We start from the raw sequence: 19,904 nt of genomic DNA, 5'->3' as shown, positions 1-19,904 counted from the left end.
TCAGCGATGCCGGGCCAGGCAGATGTCGATCAACTCGTACATTCGCTCTAGGGTCGGCGGCGTTTCAGAGTAGAAAATCCGATAAATCATCGGCCCGACGACTGCATCCAACAGTTCCTCGGCCGGCGGTGCGGTTTCGCCGCGAGCCAGGGCGCGATCGACTATGGTTTGCAGTTGATCGCGGACGATGGTGAAGCATTTGCTGCCACAACCGACCGCGCTGGCGATCACGTCACGCATCATTTCCCGCCCGGCCACGGAACTCATTTCGTCCAGGTATTGCTCGGTCCAGCTTTGCAGGTCGCCGCGCAGACTGCCGCAGTCGGCGGGGGTGTCCGGGCGCAGGCGTTCGACCGCCGCATCGGCCAGCAGACTGGTCAAGTCGCCCCAGCGGCGGTAGATGGTGGAGGGTGTGACGCCGGCGCGGGTGGCGATCATCGGCACGCTGAGCGCCGCGCGATCTACCTCCAGCAGCAGATTGGCAATCGCCGCGTGAATCGACTGTTGAATACGGGCGCTACGGCCACCCGTACGAATTCCTTCTTTAATAGCCATGCGGCAGACCCTAACACAAAATATTTGCTTTAAGCGAAATCGCGTTGCACACTCGCAAAAGCTAAATATTTGCTTTTGCTGTTTGCTTTATTGGAGAGTGTACGCATGTCCCAACCATTGCAGAACCCATCCCCGACAGGTCGTCGTCGCGGTAGTCTGGGGTTTTTGGCCATCACCATGCTGTGTTTCTTCGCGGCATCGAGCGCGCCGACGCCGTTGTATCACTTGTATCAACAGCGCTGGGGCTTTTCGTCGACAATGTTGACGCTGATTTTCGCCGTGTATGCCCTGAGTCTGTTGCTGTCCTTGCTGGTGGTGGGACGTTTGTCTGACTATCTGGGGCGACGGCCGGTCATTTTTGCCGCGCTGCTATTGGAAGTGTTGTCGATGGTGTTGTTCATCGGTGCCGCCGATGCCAACTGGTTGATCTTCGCGCGGGTGCTGCAGGGGTTCGCCACCGGCATGGCCACCAGTGCACTGGGTGCGGCATTGCTGGATTGCGATCAAGTCAAAGGGCCGTTGGTCAATAGCGTGGCACCGATGGTCGGCATGGCGCTGGGTGCGTTGGGCACCAGTGTGTTGGTGGAGTTCGCGCCGTTGCCGTTGCTGCTGGCCTACATCGTGATGTTCGTCGCCTTCGTCTTGCAGGCGGTGTATGTGTGGCGCCTGCCGGAATCCGTCAGCCCGCAAGCCGGGGCCTGGGCGTCATTGAAGCCCTCAATCAGCGTGCCGCCACAGGCACGTCGCACACTGTTGCTGATCTTGCCGGTGGACGTTGCCGCTTGGGCGCTGGGCGGGTTTTACCTGTCGCTGACCCCGTCATTGCTGGCGGCGGCAACCGGTTCGACCTCGGTGCTCAATGGCGGGCTGGCCGTGGCGGCCCTGACCCTCAGCGGGGTCGCTGCGATTTTGTACGTGCGCACACGGGCGGCCAGCGTGGCGTTGTTGGTCGGGGCGAGCTTTCTGTCGGTCGGCGTTGCGGTGATGCTGGCCGGGATCAACGCCGGCTGGCTATGGTTGTTCTTCGTCGGCACCGTGATTGCCGGCTGCGGCTTTGGCTCATCGTTTACCGGCTCATTGCGTTTGCTGCTGCCGCTGGCCCACGCCCATGAGCGCGCCGGGCTGATGGCGTCGTTCCTGGTCTTGAGCTACCTGGCGTTTTGCGTTCCCGCGCTGGTGGCCGGGGCCGCGGTGCACAGCAGCGGCTTGATCGCCACCACCAATGTCTACGGCGGGGTGGTGATTGTCCTCGCGTTGCTGGCGTTGCTGGGGCTGTTGATCCAGCGCGCCGGCGCCGCCCGTCGCGCCCTGCAGCAGGGCTGAAATGGACGACCAAAGTTGTAGCTGAATTTCCCTGTGTATCTGCTAGGTTCATCTGTGTAAGGCCTTTTTCGCACGCCCCAACAAGAACAATCACAGGGATACCGATGAGCCAGCACTCCAAGCATTATGCGCAGAACCATGCGCACTCGATCGCCGATCCCGAGGCTTATTGGGCCGAACAGGCGCGTCAGGTGGCCTGGTACCAAGCGCCGCAACAGATACTCGACACCCGCGCGGACGGCACCCATGGCTGGTTTGCCGACGGGCAGTTGAACAGCAGCTACCTGGCCCTCGACTATCAAATCGAACAGGGACGCGGCGAACAGACGGCACTGATCTACGACTCACCGGTCGGCCACAGCAAACTGCGTTACAGCTATCGCGAATTGCGCGATGAAGTGGCGCACCTCGCCGGCTTGCTGCGCGAACTGGGCGTGGGCAAGGGCGACGGGGTGATCATCTACATGCCGATGGTGCCACAGGCCGCCATGGCCATGCTGGCGTGCGCGCGATTGGGCGCCATTCACTCGGTGGTGTTCGGTGGCTTTGCCCCCCATGAGTTGGCAGTACGCATCGACGATGCCAAGCCCAAACTGCTGCTGACCGCCTCCTGCGGCCTGGAGTTCGACCGGGTCATTGAGTACAAGCCACTGGTGGATAAGGCGCTGGAATTGGCGGTCCATCAGCCGAGTCATGTGCTGGTGCTGCAACGCCCGCAAGTCCAGGCGAGCCTGCGGGCCGGGCGTGATCTGGACTGGTTCGACGCGGTGAACAGCGCGCCTGTGGCCGACCCGGTCGCGGTGGCCGGCAGCGATCCGCTGTACATCATGTACACCTCCGGCACCACCGGCCGACCCAAAGGCATCGTGCGGGAAAACGGCGGGCATGCCGTAGCGATGATCTACACCCTGCGTCAGATCTATGGCATGCAACCGGGCGACGTCTGGTGGGGTATTTCCGACGTGGGTTGGGTGGTCGGCCACACCTTGATTGTCTACGGGCCGTTGATGGCCGGTTGCACTACGGTGCTATACGAGGGCAAGCCGGTACGCACCCCGGACGCCGGCACCTACTGGCGGATGATCGAGGAGTACCGGATCAATGCCTTGTTCTGCGCACCCACTGCGATACGTGCCATCCGTAAAGAAGACCCTGACGGCACGTTGATCAAAAACCGTGACCTGAGTTCGATTCGGCAGTTCTTCCTCGCTGGCGAAAAGCTCGATTCCAGCACCCATCAGTGGCTGGAGCAATTGACCGGCAAGCCAGTGCTGGACCACTGGTGGCAGACCGAAACCGGCTGGCCCGTGACCGCGCCGTGCCTGGGCCTTGAAGGCCATCTGCCTGGTCCCGGTTCTAGCAACCGTCCGGTCCCGGGTTACGACGTGCGGGTCATGGACGAAGAAGGGCAGTTGCTGGAACCGGGGCAGCAGGGCGCGATCGTGATCGCCTTGCCATTGCCGCCCGGTTGCAGCCAGACCTTGTGGAACGATCATTCGCGCTACCTGGAAGCCTATTTGCATACGTTTCCCGGCTATTACCTCACGGGGGATGGTGGCTATATCGACGAGCAGGGTTTCGTTTACATCATGGGCCGTATCGATGATGTGATTAACGTTTCGGGGCATCGGCTGTCCACCGGGGAGATGGAAGACCTGGTCGGCCAGCACCCAGCGGTGGCCGAATGTGCGGTGGTCGGCGTGCATGACGACATCAAGGGTCAGGTGCCGTTGGGCATGGTCGTACTCAAAGACGGAGTGACTGAAACGGCCGAGGCCTTGCGCGGTGAACTGGTGGCGCTGGTGCGTGAGCGGATTGGTGCGCTGGCGTGCTTGCAACGGGTAGTGGTGGTCAAGCGACTGCCCAAGACGCGCTCGGGCAAGATCCTGCGTGGGGTATTGCGCAAGATCGCCGATGGCGAGCAGTTCCCGCCACCAGCGACCATCGATGACCCAGCGATATTGGCGGAGATTGCACAGGCGTTGGTCAAGTCCTGATGCACATGCTTTAAACATGTCACCGATCAACAGGTTCTGGGTATGGCACCGATCTCATTCCAGGCACAGAACCACTGTGGCAGGCTTGAACTCAGATCGGCTGCCGAATCGCCTGCCGCGCCAGTTGCGCCGCTGGATCGTCGGCCTTGCTGACCACCGCGTAGTTATAACCGGCCCCCGACCAATAATCCGCCTGCAACTCACCATCGCGGCGACTGCCGGCTGGCAGCAGGTGGTTTTGCGGTCCTGGTGGACGGATGTAGAAGGTCAGCTTGCGCCCGGTGCCGTCTTCGTACACCACCATCGCGGCGGCGCCTTGTTCGGTGCTGGTCAAACGTCCGCTGACCGGCTTGAAGCCCGCAGATCCCAGGTCGGGCAGGCGGTTGGCCTGGGCGAAATTCTGGTCCAGCCAGCCTTGCACGTTGCTGGTTTTCTCCGCCGTCCAGTCCGACGCCAGGCCGTCTTTGGTGGCGAACATCCGGTAGGCCTGCACCGCGTCGGCCATCGGCAGGACGTTGTTGGTGAAGGTCATTTGCCTGGCCTGCCAGCCACTCAAACCCCCGACGCTGACCGCCACCAACAGCACCGCGGCGGTGGCGTATTGCCGATAGGAAGAGCGGCGCATGCGCTGGCGAATAAAGGCCGGATCAAGGGCGGCATTGGTCGGCATGTGCAGGCCGCCACTGATCGCCGCGCGCAGGTGTTGCGCATCCAGTTGCCAGGCGGCGACCTGCTCGGCTTGTTCCGGGTGCGCTGCCAGCCAGGTTTCCAGGGTCAGGCGGTCCTCGTCACTGAGCTTATGATCGACGTAGGCGTGCAAATCTCGTTCGCTGGGGGGCAGGGTGATCATTTCATTATCCTCAGTGAAGGTAAGGTGATTTCGCCATCGCTCATCTGGCGCAAGGCCTGACGCGCACGGGACAGACGGGACATGACGGTGCCCACCGGAACATCGAGAATCTCGGCCACTTCTTTATAACTCAGGCCTTCCACGGACACCCACAGCAGCAACGCGCGCTGTTCGGTGTTCAACTGACCGAAGGCTTCGAGGGTCGATTGCGCCACCACCGTGCGCTCTACCGACGGCTCGTATTCGTCGTCGCCACGCCCGCCGGTAAACAGCTCCAGCATGCGGCTGTACCGTCGCGAGCGGCGGTGTGCATCGACAAACTGGCGATACAGGATAGAGAACAGCCAGGCCCGCAGGTCACCTTCCGGGCGTTTGTCGGCCCAGCGCGAGAGGGCTTTCTCCAGGCTGTTTTGCACTAGGTCATCCGCTGTGCTCGGATCACGGGTCAGCCATATCGCGAAGCGACGCATTCGCGGCAATAACTCCCGTAGTTGATCGTCAATATCGTTCATGGGGCCGTGGTTTCCAGGTCAGCAACTATGATCTATGCAGATCGTGTGACTAGAGAGACGTCTGTCCCCGAAGGTTATTCCATGCACCGAAAAATAAAACGTATTTGATGGAATAAACCCTCGTGGGGTGCGTCCCACCCGGTACTACACCCTTGAGGCCAGTTGCCCCGGAGTTTTTTATGGTTGACCGTTCACCGCCGCCATCTCGGCAAAAACCACCCCTGAGCGCCGCGAGCATCGTTTTGCGTCTGGCCGGGATTGGTGCCGTGGTGGTTGCCGCCACCGGTATTTTTGCCTACGTCGGTGGTTATCTCGATCCACAGCGCCTCACGCCGCAGACCTTCGTCAACACCTTGGAACATAACAACGGCGAGCATCCGGGCTACCGGCGCAACCATCCGAAGGGTGTCTGTGTTGCAGGCTACTTCGAGAGCAACGGGGCGGCCGCGCAGTATTCCAGCGCCCCGTTGTTCGATGCGGTGCGCACGCCGGTGGTCGGACGTTTCGCTTTGCCCACCGGCAATCCGTATTCGCCTGACAGCGGTGCGCCGCTGCGCAGCATGGCGTTGCGATTCACCCAGGGCAACGGTCAGCAATGGCGCACCGGGATGAACAGCATGCCGGTGTTCCCGGTGGGCACGCCGGAAGCGTTTTACGGCCTGATGCAAGCCACCGCGCCCGATCCGGCCACTGGCAAACCCGACCCGAGCAAACCGCCGGCGTTCTTCGCTGCGCACCCTGAGGCAGGGCCGTTCCTGGCGTGGGCCAAGAGCCACAAACCGTCGGCCAGCTACACCACGGAAAACTACAACAGCGTCAATGCGTTCTATCTGGTGAGCGCCGATGGCAAGCGTCAGGCCGTACGCTGGAACATGGTGCCCGTGGCGCAGGACGCCCCCGGTGACCAAGCGCCCGAGGCCAAGGACTATCTGGAACAGGACCTGACTCAACATCTGGCCAAAGGCCCGTTGCGCTGGAACCTGGTGTTTACCCTGGCCAACGCCGGTGATCCGACCAACGACGCGAGCAAGGCCTGGAGTGGCGATCACAAGACCGTCAATGCCGGCACCCTGGTGCTGGAGAGCACCACGCCGCAACTCAGCGGTGACTGCCGCGACGTCAACTACGACCCGTTGGTGCTGCCGAGCGGTATCGAAGGTTCCGACGACCCACTGTTGGCGGCCCGTTCAGCGGTTTACGCCGTTTCCTACCACCGCCGGACCCGTGAAGTGGACCAGTTGCCGAAGACCGCTCAGGAGTCCAAACAATGAACGCCCAACCGACCCATTTCGCGCCCTTGGCGCGGCTACTGCACTGGCTGATGGCGTTGATGATCCTGGCGATGTTGTTTATCGGCGTGGGCATGGTGGCATCGGTGTCCGAGCGGCATGAATGGCTGATCCATTTGCACAAGCCGCTGGGCATCGCGATTCTGCTGTTGGTGATCGTGCGTCTGGTGGTGCGTTTCTCAACGCAACAACCACCGATGCCGGCCGACATGCCGGCGTTGCAAGTGCTGGTGGCCAAACTGTCGCACTGGCTGTTGTACGCGCTGATGCTGCTGATGCCGTTGATCGGCTGGGCAATGATCTCGGCGTCAGGTGAGCCGGTAATGCTCAGCAGTGGCCTGCGCCTGCCGTCGATAATCGCAGCCAACGCCCACAGCTTCGCCTTCCTGCGTTCGGCCCACACCTACCTGGCGTATCTGTTGTTCGTGACGGTGCTGCTGCACCTGGCGGCGGCGCTGTTCCATGGCTTCATCCGTCGTGATGAAGTGCTGGACAGCATGTTGCGGGGCAAGGATTGAGAACGGTGTAACGCCTCCCTGTAGGAGCTGCCGAAGGCTGCGATAAGGTCTGAAAGACCTTCAGCAATCTTACGATTGATCGCAGCCTGAGGCAGCTCCTACAGAGGAGGTGTGATCAGCGCAGTACTGAAACCATTTCCGACAGGGTGGTCAGCACGTCTTTCGCCAGTTGCTTCGAGCGCTGGCCCGACCAACCGGTCAGCTCGTTCGGCGCATCGTCGTTGTCCTTGAACGGCATTTCCAGGGTCAGTGACAGGCACTTGTAACGTTCACCGACGCTGTTGCACGCCAGGTTCATGTTGGCCTGGCCAGGCTGGGCGCGCATGTAGCCGTACTTGCTCTGGAAGTCACGGGTGATGCTGCTCAGGTGGCTGCGGAAGTGCGCTTCCAGCTCCTGCTGCTTCGGCGTGTAACCCGGATTGCCTTCACAGGCGGCGGTGAACACGTAAGGAATTTCTTCGTCGCCGTGTACGTCGAGGAACATGTCGACGCCGTACTTTTCCATCTGCTGCTGGACGAAGAACACTTCCGGGCTCAATTCCTCGGTGGAATCCTGCCATGCGCGGTTCAGGTCTTTGCCTTTGGCGTTGGTGCGCAGGTGACCGTGGAACGAGCCGTCCGGGTTCATGTGCGGCACCAGGTACAGGTCGGCAGCGGCCAGCAATGAGTCCATCACTGGATCGTTTTTCTCTTGCAGGCGCTCGATCAGGCCCTCCATGAACCATTCGGCCATGTGCTCGCCGGGGTGCTGTTGGGCGATGATCCAGATCTTGCGTTTGCCTTCGGCGCCGTCGCCTTTACGCAACAGTTGAATTTCACGGCCTTCGACGCTTTCGCCCGTGGCGATCAGATCGATGTCAGCCTGATTGATGGCCTGCTCGATCAGCCAGTCGTGGCGAGCGCGGCTGTAGGGTTCGAAGTAGGCAAAGTACACCTGCGACTCGGTGGGCGTCAGGCTGAAATTCAGCGCGGTGCCGTCGAACGAGGAGGGCACGCGGAACCAGTTCTGATGGTCGTACGAGGCCACGGCGTTGTAGCCGGTCCAGGCGCGGTTGTAGCTGGACTGGCCAGCGTTGTTCAGGCTGAAGGCATGGTTCTGGCCCACTTGCAGGTTCTCGACCTTGAAGTGAAACCACTGGAAATGCGGGCTTTGCGTGTCGGGGCGGATGGCCAGGGTGGTCAGCGATGGATTGCTGGCGTCGATTACGACGATGTTGCCGCTGTCGAAATCGGCGCTGATTTTGAGAGGGGTCTGAGTCACGTTTACTTCCTGAGTACGGTAGTGCCAATTAAGGGCGCTACTGTACACCCATCAGAAAGAAAGCAAAAAAAAGACCCGGCAAATTGCCGGGTCAAAACCGTGATTAGCCTGATGAGGAGATAATCCGAGAGACGACCTAAGACTCTTGGGTTATCAGGCTGGCCTTGCGGCCAGTGGTTGTAATAATAATCGTTATCATTTACATGTCAAACTCTTTCGCATCAATCCCTGAATTTATTTTGGTCGTTTCGCCCTGTAGGAGGGGGCTTGCCCGCGATGGCGGCGTACCTGACACACCGCGTTAACCGGATCGCGGGCAAGCCCGCTCCTACAGAGGGTGTTTCAGCCGGTTAAACCTCTTCCAACTCCACCAACACAGCCCCTTCACCGACCATCTCGCCTTCAACGCAATACAACGCCTTGACCACCCCGGCATGGGGCGCGCGGATGCTGTGCTCCATCTTCATCGCTTCCAGCACCACCAACTGCGTGCCGGCCTCCACCGATTGCCCGGCCTCCACCAGCACGCGCACGATGCTGCCGTTCATCGGCGCAGTCAGGCCGCCTTGGTGGCTGTGACTGGCGTCGACCTCGGCAATCGGGTCGAGGCGCTTGATCGTCTGCAACTCGCCGTCCCATTTCAGGTACAACGCATCGCCGCGCCGAATGGCCAAGTGTTGACGGCGCACGCCATCCTGCTCGATCAGCAGTTGCTCACCCCGCAACGCTGACGATGTTTTGTTGCGCAATTGAATCACCCGTTTCTGCCCATTGCAGCTCAGGTGCAGGTCAGTTTCGGCAGGCAATCCAACACGCAAGCCGTGGGTACCGGCCCATGGCGAATGCACATCATCCTGGCGAACATGCTCGGACTGGCTTTGGCTAAAGGCTGCGGCCGCCGCTTGCCAGAATTCGGCCGACAACTCGCCGACGGGCGGCAGCAGTTGCTCCTGATAACGCGGGATAAAACCGGTATCCAGTTCGGCGGCGGCAAACGCCGGATGGCCGATGATCCGGCGCAAAAACGCCAGGTTGGTTTTCAGCCCGCCGATGGCGAACTCGTCCAGCATCGCCAGCAAACGCAGGCGCGCCTGTTCGCGGTCTTCACCCCAGGCGATCAACTTGCCGAGCATCGGGTCGTAAAACGGCGACACGCTGTCACCTTCGGCCACGCCGCTGTCCACGCGACGGCCGGGGCCCGCAGCGGACTCCCGGTAAATCTCCAGAGTGCCAGTGGCCGGCAGGAAATCGTTGCTCGGGTCTTCGGCGTACAGCCGCACTTCAATCGCATGGCCGATCAACGGCACCTGCTCCTGGGTGATCGGCAGCGCCTCGCCTTGCGCCACACGAATCTGCCAGGCCACCAGATCAAGGCCGGTAATCGCTTCAGTCACCGGGTGCTCGACCTGCAGGCGGGTGTTCATCTCCATGAAGAAGAACTCGCCACGCGAATCGAGCAAAAACTCCACGGTGCCGGCGCCGACATAACCAATGGCCTGCGCGGCGCGAACGGCTGCTTCGCCCATCGCACGACGCAATTCCGGGCTGAGACCGGGGGCCGGGGCTTCTTCGACCACTTTCTGGTGTCGACGCTGAATCGAACAGTCGCGTTCGTTGAGGTACAAGCAGTGCCCGTGCTGATCGGCGAACACCTGGATTTCCACGTGACGCGGTTTGAGCAGGTACTTCTCCACCAGCATCCGCGAATCGCCGAACGACGACTGCGCCTCTCGCTGCGCCGAGGCCAGGGCTTCAGCCAGTTCGCCGACCTGTTCCACCACCTTCATGCCTTTGCCGCCACCGCCGGCCGTGGCCTTGAGCAATACCGGGTAACCGATGCGCTCAGCGGCGGTGCGGAAGGTTTCAACGTCCTGCGCTTCGCCGTGATAGCCCGGCACCAACGGCACGCCGGCGTCTTCCATCAAGGCTTTGGCCGCCGATTTGCTGCCCATGGCGTCGATGGCCGAGGCGGGCGGGCCGAGGAAAATCAGCCCGGCGGCGTCGATGGCGCGGGCAAAGCTGGCGTTCTCCGAGAGGAAGCCATAACCGGGGTGAATCGCCTGAGCACCGCTGGCCTTGGCCGCCGCGATCAGCTTATCGATCAACAGGTAACTGTCGGCTGCTTTGCTGCCACCCAGATCGACGCTGATATCCGCCTCGCGCACATGGCGGGCAGCGCGGTCGGTGGCGCTGTGCACGGCGACCGTACTCAGGCCCAGCGCCTTGGCGGTGCGCATCACCCGGCAGGCGATCTCGCCGCGGTTGGCCACCAGAATCCGGGTTAACAGTGGGGTAGCTGAGGCGCTCATGGGCGCGGCTCCTTGTCATTCTCGACCGTGGCCTGCCAGCCCGGTGCGCGTTTTTCCAGAAAGGCGCGCAAGCCTTCCTGACCTTCGGCGCTGACGCGGATGCGGGCGATGGCATTTTCGCAATACCGGCGCAGCGACGGGGTCAGCTCGCCATTGCCGACTTCACGCAGCAGGTCCTTGCTGGCGCGCATGGCTTGCGGGCTGTTGAGCAGCAGGTTGTTGACCCAGGCCTCGACCTGTTGTTCGAGTTCCTGCGGCGGATAGCATTCGGCAAGCAGGCCGATTTCCTGGGCACGACGGCCGCTGAAACGCTCGGCGGTCAGGGCGTAGCGGCGGGCTGCACGCTCGCCGATGGCCTGCACCACGAACGGACTGATCACCGCCGGCGCCAGACCAATGCGCACTTCGGACAAACAGAACTGCGCGTCTTCGCTGCCGATGGCCATGTCGCAACAACTGATCAGGCCCAGCGCGCCGCCGTAGGCCGCGCCTTGCACCACCGCCAGGCTCGGAATTTTCAGCTTGGCCAGGTTGTACATCAGCTCGGCCAATTCGCGTGCGTCGTCGAGGTTGGTGTTGTAGTCCAGATTGGCCGATTGCTGCATCCAGGCCAGATCGGCTCCGGCGCTGAAGTGTTTGCCACGGCCACGGATCAGCAGGAAACGCAGGCTGGCATTGGCTTGCACGGTATCGAGGGCGATGATCAGTTCGCGGATCATCTGCGCGTTAAAGGCGTTGTTCTTCTCGGCACGGTTCAGCCATAGGGTGACAAAACCCCGTGGGTCAGTGTGCAGTTCGAGGGTATGGAAATCGCTCATGTTCACTCCGTGGGCGCGGCCCGGTTACATGCGGAACACACCAAATGTGCTGGGCTCGATGGGGGCGTTCAGCGACGCAGACAGGGCCAGGGCGAGGATCTCGCGGGTTTGCGCGGGATCGATCACGCCGTCGTCCCACAAGCGGGCGCTGGAGTAATAAGGGTGACCTTGATGTTCGTACTGATCGAGAATCGGCTGCTTGATCTCGGCTTCCTGCTCGGCGCTGAACGCCTGACAACTGCGTTCGGCCTGCTCGCGCTTGACCTGCACCAACACGCCCGCCGCCTGTTCGCCACCCATCACCGCGATCCGCGCGTTGGGCCACATCCACAGGAAACGCGGGTCGTAGGCGCGCCCGCACATGCCGTAGTTACCGGCACCGAAGCTGCCACCGATGATCACCGTGAACTTCGGCACCTTGGCGCAGGCCACCGCCGTGACCAGCTTGGCGCCGTGTTTGGCGATGCCACCGGCTTCGTATTTCTGGCCGACCATGAAGCCGGTGATGTTTTGCAGAAACAGCAGCGGAATACCACGTTGACAGGCCAGTTCGATAAAGTGCGCGCCTTTCTGCGCCGATTCGGCGAACAAAATCCCGTTATTGGCGAGGATCGCGATCGGGTAGCCGTGCAGGCGGGCAAAACCGCAGACCAGCGTGCTGCCGAACAGTGCCTTGAACTCATCGAACACCGAGCCGTCCACCAGCCGCGCAATCACTTCGCGCACGTCGAACGGCTGCTTGGCGTCCGCGGGAATCACCCCGTACAGCTCGTCGGCGCCGTACAGCGGGGCAATCGGCGTCTGCACGTTGAGTTGGCCTTGTTTGCGCCAGTTGAGGTTGGCGATGCTGCGCCGCGCCAGGGCCAGCGCGTGCTCATCGCTGTCGGCGTAATGGTCGGCGACCCCGGAAATCTTGCAGTGCACATCGGCACCGCCCAGCTCTTCGGCGCTGACCACTTCGCCGGTCGCGGCCTTCACCAGCGGCGGGCCGGCGAGGAAAATCGTCGCCTGCTGGCGGACCATGATCGCCTCGTCGGCCATCGCCGGCACGTAGGCGCCGCCTGCAGTGCAAGAGCCCATCACCACCGCGATTTGCGGGATGCCCACGGCGCTCATGTTGGCCTGATTGAAGAAGATCCGGCCGAAGTGCTCGCGGTCAGGGAACACTTCGTCCTGACGCGGCAGGTTGGCGCCGCCGGAGTCCACCAGGTAAATGCACGGCAGGCGGTTCTGTTGGGCGATGGTTTGCGCGCGAAGGTGTTTCTTCACGGTCAGCGGGTAGTACGAGCCACCTTTAACCGTGGCGTCGTTGGCGACGATCATGCATTCGACGCCTTCGACCCGGCCGATGCCGACGATCAGGCCAGCTGCCGGCACGTCTTCGCCGTACACCTCATAGGCCGTCAGTTGGCCGATTTCGAGAAACGGCGAGCCAATGTCCAGCAGGCGATTGATCCGTTCACGGGGCAGCAATTTGCCCCGCGACGTGTGGCGTTCCTGGGCTTTTGCGCCGCCACCTTGCTGCACTTGCGCCAGCAGTTGGCGCAGGCCATTAACGTGTTCAAGCATTGCCGCGCTGTTGATCGTGAATTCCGGCGAGCGGGTATTGAGTAGGGTGTGCAGGATAGCCATGGGGCACTCCAGAAGATCGAAGAAGTTCAGCGGGTTTCGTTGAACAGTTCGCGACCGATCAGCATGCGGCGAATCTCACTGGTGCCTGCACCGATTTCGTACAGCTTGGCGTCGCGCAGCAGGCGACCGGCGGGGAATTCATTGATGTAGCCGTTGCCGCCGAGAATCTGGATCGTGTCCAGGGCCATTTGTGTGGCGCGTTCGGCGCTGTAGAGGATCACCCCGGCGGCGTCCTTGCGCGTGGTTTCCCCGCGTTCGCAAGCCTGGGCCACCGCATACAGGTAGGCGCGGCTGGCGTTGAGTTGGGTGTACATGTCGGCGACTTTGCCCTGGATCAACTGAAACTCGCCGATGCTTTGGCCAAACTGTTTGCGGTCGTGGATGTAGGGCACCACCACGTCCATGCAGGCTTGCATGATCCCGGTCGGGCCGCCGGAGAGCACCACGCGCTCGTAGTCGAGGCCGCTCATCAACACGCGCACGCCGCCATTCAATACGCCGAGGATGTTTTCTTCCGGCACTTCCACGTCATCGAAAAACAGTTCACAGGTGTTGGAGCCGCGCATGCCGAGCTTGTCGAATTTGTTGCTGCGGGAGAAACCTTTCGAATCGCGTTCGACGATGAACGCGGTGATGCCATGCGCGCCTTTCTCCAGATCGGTCTTGGCATAGATCACGTAGGTGTTGGCGTCCGGGCCGTTGGTGATCCAGGTTTTGCTGCCGTTGAGCACGTAGTGATCACCGCGCTTGTCGGCGCGCAGTTTCATCGACACCACGTCGGAGCCGGCATTCGGCTCGCTCATCGCCAGCGCGCCGACATGCTCGCCGCTGACCAGCTTCGGCAGGTACTTGGCTTTCTGCGCCGCGTTGCCGTTGCGATGAATCTGGTTGACGCAGAGGTTGGAGTGGGCGCCGTAGGACAGCGCAACCGAGGCCGAACCGCGACTGATTTCTTCCATGATCACCACATGCGCCAGGTAGCCCAGGCCAGCACCCCCGTATGCCTCGTCCACCGTCACCCCGAGCAAACCCATGTCACCGAACTTGCGCCACAGGTCAGCGGGGAACAGGTTGTCTTTGTCGATCTGCGCGGCACGCGGGGCGATTTCAGCGGCGACGAAGGCTTGCACCTGGTCGCGCAGCATGTCGATGGTTTCGCCGTGGGCGAAGTTCAGGCTCGGGTAGCGCATGGGTTTACCTTTCTTATAAGTGTGTAGGTAGACGTTATTGACCTTTACGTTAACGTAAACGTGTAGGGCTTTTCCTGTCAACCATTGCCGGTCGGGATAGTAGGACTGTTCTGACGATTTATTTCGGCTAAGGTCTTAACCAGTCGTGTGACGCCCACAGTGGACGGTGGGTGAGGCGTTGATTTGCGTCAGAACGATCATCCAATGGAGGTTTTATCGTGAGCCCTATGAAAATAGCCGCTGGCCTGGCGGCTCGCAGCAGTTTCCAGACATCGCGTTCCGTAGTGGACTTTTCCCAAACCGACCTGACTGATATCGCCGCTGCGGTGATTACCGCAGACGATGTCCGTGATGGGCGTCTGGATCAACTCAGTGATTCCGGGTTCGATATCCCGGTGTTCCTCGCGATCCTGCAACAAGACCCCCTGTCCCGCGAAGCGCTGCAGGGCATCAACAAGGTACTGTTGCAGATCAGCGGGGTGTTCGATCTGGGGCTGGATAACGCCGAGTTCTACGGCAACAAACTGGAAACGGCGGCGAGCCAGTATGAGGACGGCCTGCTGCCGCCGTTCTTTGGCGCGCTGAAGCGTTATGTGGAGCGCGGCAACTCGACCTTTGCCTGCCCGGGCCATCAAGGCGGGCGGTTTTTCCGCAAGCATCCGGCCGGTCGGCAGTTTTTCGAGTTCTTTGGCGAGACGCTGTTTCGCGCCGACCGCTGCAATGCCGACGTGGAAATGGGCGATCTGCTGATTCATGAAGGCCCGCCGTTGGTGGCGCAAAAGCGTGCGGCCAAGGTCTACAACGCCGACAAAACCTATTTTGTGCTCAATGGCACTTCGACCTCGAACAAAGTGGTGATCAGCGCGCTGCTGACCCCCGGCGACGTGGTGCTGTTTGACCGCAACAACCATAAATCGGTGCACCACGCCGCCTTGTTCCAGGCCGGGGCGACGCCGGTCTATCTGGAAACCGCGCGCAACCCCTACGGCTTGATCGGCGGGATTGACGCCCACTGTTTTGAAGAACCTTACCTGCGCGAGCAATTGCGCGCTGTGGCACCGAAAAAAGCCGAGGCTGCGCGTCCATTCCGCCTGGCGGTGATTCAGTTGGGCACCTACGACGGCACCGTGTACAACGCGCGGCAGGTGGTGGATCGCATCGGTCACCTGTGTGACTACATCCTGTTCGACTCAGCGTGGGTAGGCTATGAGCAGTTCATACCAATGATGAAAGACTGCTCGCCGATGCTGCTGGAACTGGGGCCGGAGGATCCGGGGATTTTCGTCACCCAGTCGATTCACAAACAACAGGCGGGGTTCTCCCAGGCCTCGCAGATTCACAAGAAAGACCGCCATATCAAGGGCCAGGCGCGTTATTGCGATCACCTGCGGCTGAACAATGCGTTTATGGCCCAGGCCTCGACCAGTCCGTTCTACCCGTTATTCGCCTCGCTGGATGTCAACGCGCGCATGCACAGCGGGCGCAGCGGCCATCGCCTGTGGGCTGAATGTGTCGAGGCCGGGATCGAGGCACGCAAGCTGGTGCTGGACCATTGCACGCTGATCAAGCCCTTCGTGCCGCCGACCATCGACGGCCGTTATTGGCAGGACTATCCGACCGCCGAGATCGCTAACGACCTGCGATTTTTCCGCTTTCATCCCAATGAACGCTGGCATGCCTTCGAGGGGTACGCCGACAACCAGTACTTCATCGACCCGTGCAAACTGCTGTTCACCACGCCCGGTATCGACGCCGCGACCGGCCAGTACATGGACTTCGGGATTCCTGCGGGGATCCTGGCGACGTTCTTGCGTCAGTACGGGATCGTGCCGGAGAAGAGCGACCTGAACACCATTCTGTTCCTGCTCACGCCTGCTGAAGGCCGTGCGAAGATGGATTTTCTGGTGGCGCAGATTGGCCGCTTCGAACGTTTCATCAAGGACGACGCCGCGCTGTCCGAGGTGCTGCCGAGCGTGTATGGCGCCCACGAGGCGCGTTATCGCGACTACAGCCTGCGTCAGCTGTGCCTGGAGATGCACCAGCTTTACGCCCGGCATGACGTCAAGCAATTGCAGAAAGACATGTTCCGCAAAGCCGGGATGCCGACGATTGCCCTGGACCCTCGCGAGGCCAACCTCGAGTTTGTGCGCGGCAAGGTCGAGCTGGTGGCACTGGAAGAGGCGCGCGGGCGCATCGCCGCCGAAGGTGCGCTGCCGTACCCGCCGGGAGTGTTGTGCGTGGTGCCGGGAGAAGTCTGGGACGGCGCGGCGCTGGATTACTTCCTCGCGCTGCAAGAGGCGATCAATCGCTTCCCGGGGTTCAATCCCGAGCTGCAAGGGGTCTACCTGCGGACCGAGCCGGATGGGCGGATTCGCGCGTATGGGCATGTGATCAAGTAGGGGCCCAGAGTGCCTGAGCCAGACACACATCTCTTGTAGGAACTGCCGCAGGCTGCGATAAGGCCGGAACGGCCTTCGCGGTTAAAATTGATCGCAGCCTTCGGCAGCTCCTACAGGAAAAGGTCGTGTCTGTTACACATGCAGCACAGTGCGCTGCACCAGTGCGTCGATCAGTTCCACATCAGCTTTGGGGCTGAGGTCGTTGGCGCTGCCATTACCGCCAGTAGCCTGCAGTTCCAGGGTGTTGGTCGGACCTTGGTGCAGCAAATAATCGGCTCCGCAATTCCCGCAAAACACATGATCGCCCGCGCGATGGGCGCGGCGCAGGACCACCGTCGGCCCGCACATGCCGCAATGGCGCAGCGGGATGCCGTGGTCGGTGTGGCCGATGATCGGGGTCAAGACCCCGGCGTCGCCCAACTGGATAAACAACTCGCCCAGCACCGCGTCGAATTGCGTCCCCAGGTTTTCGCGGATGATCCCCAGTGCCTTTTCCTGCGGCATGCCGGCGCGATAGGGGCGGGTGCTGGTCATGGCGTCGAAGGCATCGCAAATGCCGACGATACTGGCCAGGCGCGGAATCTCGCCGTGCTTGAGCCCCAGCGGATAACCACGGCCATCGGGCGTCTCATGGTGCAAGCGCACCGCGTCCGCCACCAGCGACGCCAGCGGGTGGGCATGCAGCATCCGATAGCCGATCTCGGGATGGGTCTTGATCACCGCGTATTCGTCATCGCTGAGCGGCCCGGCCTTGCGCAACACCGCATCGGGAATCCCGACCTTGCCCAGGTCGTGGACAAAGCCTCCCAGAGTAATCCGCGCCACCTCGGCGTCATCCAGACCGGCCTTCTGCGCCAGCAACTGGCAAAACTGCGCGACGCGCCACAGATGGCCACCGGTGTACGGGTCGCGCGCTTCAACCACCCAGGCCATCACCAACAGGCTCGACAACATCGCTTCGCCTTGACGCGACGGGGTCGGCTCGACACGGGTGGGCAACAGATTACGAATGATCTGAGTCAGGTTCATGGGACGTTATTCTCGGCGCACTACGCGACTGGAAAATTAAAGGTCAGTGACTCGCTGGAGCGGCCACCTGTTATTCGTGACGCGTAATTCGTTAGAAACCTGATCGCGGTTACACCCTGTTGAAAAAATATAGTTTTCAAGTTTTCGCCAATCGGCAAGACAACCCGGAGAGCCCTTGTGTTTTAGATCGGTCGATTTAGAATGCGCGAAAATCATAAACCAGGCCCTGCACGCCTGACAGGAGAAACCGCTATGTACGCCCTCGCTGATTGGCTGATAGGCGCTTCGGTAAGACGCAAGCTGACGCTGGGTTTCGGCATCGTCCTGCTGCTCACCGGCTTGGTGACTGTCATCGCGCTGCATAGCCTAGGACAACTGACCGACCGCAGTGAATCGCTGGTGGACAGTGTCTCGCTGGACTCGCAGATCGCCGCTGTACGCCTTCAGGAAAACGAATACGACCGCGCCGGCAAGACCTCGGCGGTGGAGGCCTATGCCAAGGAAATGAGCGCGCTGTCGGCCCGCGTCGACAAGTTGCAGATGAGCCTGGATGGCGATGCCCAAGGCACACTGGCGCGCATCCGTGAAGTGGCTCAGGGCTACCAGCAAACCTTCGCCGGCTTCGTCACCGCGCGCAACCAGGCTCGGGCAGCGCAAGACGCCATGTCGCCGGTGATCGAAGAAATTGCCGGCAAACTCACCCAACTTCGCAAAACGTTGTTCGAGCAACTGCGCAACGACCCGAGCGTCAAGGTCGACCAGGCGCAGGCGGCGGTCGAGCTGCAAATGCTGATGGCGCAATTGCGCGAGCAGGTGCATGTGTACATCGCCGACCCGCAGTCGGCGGCCGAACTGCAGGTGTCGCAGACCGCTGACAAGATCCGCGTATTGGGCAACGATCTGTACGAGCAACTGCCCAACGACAGCTTGCAGTCCTCGTTGCTGGAAGCCTTGCAAGCGGTGGTGACCTATCAGGACCGGGTGGCGGACTTCCGCACCAGCGAAAGCAAAAGCCAGCAAGCCAAGCAGGCCATGCTCACCCAGGCGACTGAATTGCAGCGGCTGAGCGCGGCGGTGTACCAGCAACAACTGGAAGGCCGTGGCAGCGATGTGCGGTTGGCGCGCAGTGAACTCTGGGGCGCCGAGTTGCTTGCCTTGGTCCTGGGGCTGGTGGCGGCCTGGGCCATGACCCGGCAAATCGTGCCGCCGCTCAAGCGCACCCTGGCGTTGGCGCGGCAGATTGCGTCCGGAGACCTCACCGGTAACCTCGACAGCCGCTTGCGTGACGAACTGGGGCAGATGATGGGCGCCATGCGGGAAATGTCCGGGCACCTGCGGCAGTTGATCAGCCGTATCGGTGACGGTACGCGGCAACTGACGTCGGCCGCCGAGGGCTTGTCCACGGTCACCGCCGCCAGCAGCGCCGGTGTTGCACAACAGCGCGAACAGACCGAAGAAGTCGCCACCGCGATGAATCAAATGGTCGCCAGCGCACAGCATGTGGCGCATAACGCGCGGCAGGCTTCGCAAGCAGCGATTGCCGCCGAGCAGCGCACGGTGGAGGGCAATCGCGTGGTCACCCTGGCGGTCGAGCATTTCGAGGCGCTGGTGGTCAACGTCGAGCGCTCGGGTCAGGCCATGGCCCGCCTGCGGGAAGACGGCGAGCGCATCGGCGGGGTCTTGAGCGTGATTCGTGCAGTGGCCGACCAGACCAATCTGTTGGCGCTCAACGCGGCCATCGAAGCGGCCCGCGCGGGCGAGGCAGGGCGCGGTTTTGCGGTGGTCGCCGACGAAGTGCGCGGCCTGGCACAACGCACCCAACGCTCCACCGAAGAGATCGAAGGGCTGATCGCCGCCCTGCACAGCGGCACCCAGCACGCCACGCAGTTGATGCAGGACAGCGAGACCATGAGCCTCTCCAGCGTGACCCTGGCCCGTGAAGCGGGTGACGTGCTCGGCGAGATTCGTCAGTCGGTGTCGCTGATCCAATCGATGAACTCACAAATCGCCACAGCGGCCGATCAACAGACTCAGGTCTCGGAGCACATCAGCCGCAGCTTGACGCGGGTGCGCGGCATTGCCGACGAATCCGCCGAATCCAGCGCGCGTACGGCGGCGGCCAGCCTCGAGTTGTCGCGCCTCGGGGGCGATCTGAACCTGTTGGTGCAGCGCTTCCGGGTGTAGCCGCGGGCGAAATAAAAACACCTGGGCGCGGTGGAAAC

15 protein-coding genes and 1 pseudogene are annotated in these 19,904 nt (G+C 61.6%); 7 read left to right on the top strand and 9 right to left on the bottom strand.

Going from position 1 to position 19,904, the window contains the following annotated elements:
- Complete coding sequence (locus tag ACF0H7_RS18685; protein WP_397448378.1) at positions 1 to 555, bottom strand: TetR/AcrR family transcriptional regulator; 555 nt, start codon at positions 553 to 555, stop codon at positions 1 to 3.
- 105 nt (positions 556 to 660) lie between these two features.
- Between ACF0H7_RS18685 and ACF0H7_RS18680 the strand changes: the two genes are divergently transcribed.
- Entirely contained in the window at positions 661 to 1,878 is a 1,218-nt protein-coding gene (locus ACF0H7_RS18680; protein WP_397448377.1) for an MFS transporter, read from the top strand.
- A gap of 104 nt (positions 1,879 to 1,982) precedes the next feature.
- Complete coding sequence (locus tag ACF0H7_RS18675) at positions 1,983 to 3,875, top strand: propionyl-CoA synthetase (protein ID WP_397448376.1); 1,893 nt, start codon at positions 1,983 to 1,985, stop codon at positions 3,873 to 3,875.
- A gap of 91 nt (positions 3,876 to 3,966) precedes the next feature.
- Here the strand turns inward: ACF0H7_RS18675 and ACF0H7_RS18670 are convergent, their stop codons facing one another.
- Positions 3,967 to 4,725 carry an anti-sigma factor family protein gene (locus ACF0H7_RS18670; RefSeq protein ID WP_397448375.1) on the bottom strand — a complete coding sequence of 253 codons (759 nt, stop codon included), beginning with the start codon at positions 4,723 to 4,725 and terminating at the stop codon, positions 3,967 to 3,969.
- The gene (locus tag ACF0H7_RS18665) at positions 4,722 to 5,237 is read right to left on the bottom strand and encodes an RNA polymerase sigma factor (protein ID WP_397448374.1); all 516 of its coding nucleotides are present in this window, start codon (positions 5,235 to 5,237) and stop codon (positions 4,722 to 4,724) included. Before ACF0H7_RS18665 ends, ACF0H7_RS18670 begins: the two co-directional genes overlap by 4 nt.
- A gap of 179 nt (positions 5,238 to 5,416) precedes the next feature.
- Here ACF0H7_RS18665 and ACF0H7_RS18660 point away from each other — a divergent pair, with 179 nt between their 5' ends.
- Both ACF0H7_RS18660 and ACF0H7_RS18655 read left to right on the top strand, forming a co-directional pair.
- Positions 5,417 to 6,508, top strand: coding sequence for a catalase family peroxidase (locus ACF0H7_RS18660; RefSeq protein WP_397448373.1), 1,092 nt, complete (start codon positions 5,417 to 5,419; stop codon positions 6,506 to 6,508).
- A complete protein-coding gene (locus tag ACF0H7_RS18655) occupies positions 6,505 to 7,044 on the top strand; it encodes a cytochrome b (RefSeq protein WP_397448372.1) in 540 nt (179 codons plus the stop codon). The genes ACF0H7_RS18660 and ACF0H7_RS18655 overlap by 4 nt, the downstream gene beginning before the upstream one ends.
- Before the next feature lie 115 nt (positions 7,045 to 7,159).
- On the opposite strand, the gene ACF0H7_RS18650 is transcribed toward ACF0H7_RS18655, so the two are convergent.
- From ACF0H7_RS18650 to ACF0H7_RS18630, 5 genes are all read right to left on the bottom strand, one after another.
- Positions 7,160 to 8,305, bottom strand: coding sequence for a M14-type cytosolic carboxypeptidase (locus tag ACF0H7_RS18650; protein ID WP_397448371.1), 1,146 nt, complete (start codon positions 8,303 to 8,305; stop codon positions 7,160 to 7,162).
- Between the two features lie 350 nt (positions 8,306 to 8,655).
- On the bottom strand, positions 8,656 to 10,614 hold the full coding sequence (locus ACF0H7_RS18645; RefSeq protein ID WP_397448370.1) for an acetyl/propionyl/methylcrotonyl-CoA carboxylase subunit alpha: 1,959 nt from the start codon (positions 10,612 to 10,614) through the stop codon (positions 8,656 to 8,658).
- The gene (locus ACF0H7_RS18640; protein ID WP_397448369.1) at positions 10,611 to 11,432 is read right to left on the bottom strand and encodes a gamma-carboxygeranoyl-CoA hydratase; all 822 of its coding nucleotides are present in this window, start codon (positions 11,430 to 11,432) and stop codon (positions 10,611 to 10,613) included. Before ACF0H7_RS18640 ends, ACF0H7_RS18645 begins: the two co-directional genes overlap by 4 nt.
- A 24-nt stretch (positions 11,433 to 11,456) precedes the next feature.
- Positions 11,457 to 13,064: a carboxyl transferase domain-containing protein gene (locus ACF0H7_RS18635; protein ID WP_397448368.1), complete on the bottom strand. Its 1,608-nt coding sequence runs from the start codon at positions 13,062 to 13,064 to the stop codon at positions 11,457 to 11,459.
- A gap of 26 nt (positions 13,065 to 13,090) precedes the next feature.
- On the bottom strand, positions 13,091 to 14,254 hold the full coding sequence (locus ACF0H7_RS18630; RefSeq protein ID WP_397448367.1) for an isovaleryl-CoA dehydrogenase: 1,164 nt from the start codon (positions 14,252 to 14,254) through the stop codon (positions 13,091 to 13,093).
- Between the two features lie 218 nt (positions 14,255 to 14,472).
- Between ACF0H7_RS18630 and ACF0H7_RS18625 the strand changes: the two genes are divergently transcribed.
- Complete coding sequence (locus ACF0H7_RS18625; protein WP_397448366.1) at positions 14,473 to 16,653, top strand: ornithine decarboxylase; 2,181 nt, start codon at positions 14,473 to 14,475, stop codon at positions 16,651 to 16,653.
- 132 nt (positions 16,654 to 16,785) lie between these two features.
- Here ACF0H7_RS18625 and ACF0H7_RS18620 read toward each other — a convergent pair whose 3' ends face one another.
- A complete protein-coding gene (locus tag ACF0H7_RS18620; RefSeq protein WP_397448365.1) occupies positions 16,786 to 17,682 on the bottom strand; it encodes an HD-GYP domain-containing protein in 897 nt (298 codons plus the stop codon).
- Positions 17,683 to 17,883: 201 nt separating this feature from the next.
- Between ACF0H7_RS18620 and ACF0H7_RS18615 the strand changes: the two are divergent.
- Positions 17,884 to 19,011 (top strand): annotated as a pseudogene (locus ACF0H7_RS18615) (methyl-accepting chemotaxis protein); the annotation flags it as partial.
- A complete protein-coding gene (locus tag ACF0H7_RS18610; RefSeq protein ID WP_397453943.1) occupies positions 18,985 to 19,866 on the top strand; it encodes a methyl-accepting chemotaxis protein in 882 nt (293 codons plus the stop codon). The pseudogene ACF0H7_RS18615 and the gene ACF0H7_RS18610, both read left to right, overlap by 27 nt.
- Positions 19,867 to 19,904: the final 38 nt, after the last annotated feature.

The sequence above is a fragment of the Pseudomonas sp. NA-150 genome (assembly GCF_044336365.1).
Lineage (GTDB): Bacteria > Pseudomonadota > Gammaproteobacteria > Pseudomonadales > Pseudomonadaceae > Aquipseudomonas.
Note: the sequence above shows the minus strand (reverse complement) of the source record. Positions and strands in the feature narration are given on the sequence as shown.

What these genes read in the sequence shown, in the direction of transcription:
- ACF0H7_RS18670 (WP_397448375.1), bottom strand. Translation starts at nt 4,725, where the DNA reads ATGATCACCCTGCCCCCCAGCGAACGAGATTTGCACGCCTACGTCGAT.
- ACF0H7_RS18620 (WP_397448365.1), bottom strand. Translation starts at nt 17,682, where the DNA reads ATGAACCTGACTCAGATCATTCGTAATCTGTTGCCCACCCGTGTCGAG.
- ACF0H7_RS18640 (WP_397448369.1), bottom strand. Translation starts at nt 11,432, where the DNA reads ATGAGCGATTTCCATACCCTCGAACTGCACACTGACCCACGGGGTTTT.
- ACF0H7_RS18675 (WP_397448376.1), top strand. Translation starts at nt 1,983, where the DNA reads ATGAGCCAGCACTCCAAGCATTATGCGCAGAACCATGCGCACTCGATC.
- ACF0H7_RS18660 (WP_397448373.1), top strand. Translation starts at nt 5,417, where the DNA reads ATGGTTGACCGTTCACCGCCGCCATCTCGGCAAAAACCACCCCTGAGC.
- ACF0H7_RS18610 (WP_397453943.1), top strand. Translation starts at nt 18,985, where the DNA reads ATGGGCGCCATGCGGGAAATGTCCGGGCACCTGCGGCAGTTGATCAGC.
- ACF0H7_RS18635 (WP_397448368.1), bottom strand. Translation starts at nt 13,064, where the DNA reads ATGGCTATCCTGCACACCCTACTCAATACCCGCTCGCCGGAATTCACG.
- ACF0H7_RS18645 (WP_397448370.1), bottom strand. Translation starts at nt 10,614, where the DNA reads ATGAGCGCCTCAGCTACCCCACTGTTAACCCGGATTCTGGTGGCCAAC.
- ACF0H7_RS18685 (WP_397448378.1), bottom strand. Translation starts at nt 555, where the DNA reads ATGGCTATTAAAGAAGGAATTCGTACGGGTGGCCGTAGCGCCCGTATT.
- ACF0H7_RS18665 (WP_397448374.1), bottom strand. Translation starts at nt 5,237, where the DNA reads ATGAACGATATTGACGATCAACTACGGGAGTTATTGCCGCGAATGCGT.
- ACF0H7_RS18630 (WP_397448367.1), bottom strand. Translation starts at nt 14,254, where the DNA reads ATGCGCTACCCGAGCCTGAACTTCGCCCACGGCGAAACCATCGACATG.
- ACF0H7_RS18655 (WP_397448372.1), top strand. Translation starts at nt 6,505, where the DNA reads ATGAACGCCCAACCGACCCATTTCGCGCCCTTGGCGCGGCTACTGCAC.
- ACF0H7_RS18680 (WP_397448377.1), top strand. Translation starts at nt 661, where the DNA reads ATGTCCCAACCATTGCAGAACCCATCCCCGACAGGTCGTCGTCGCGGT.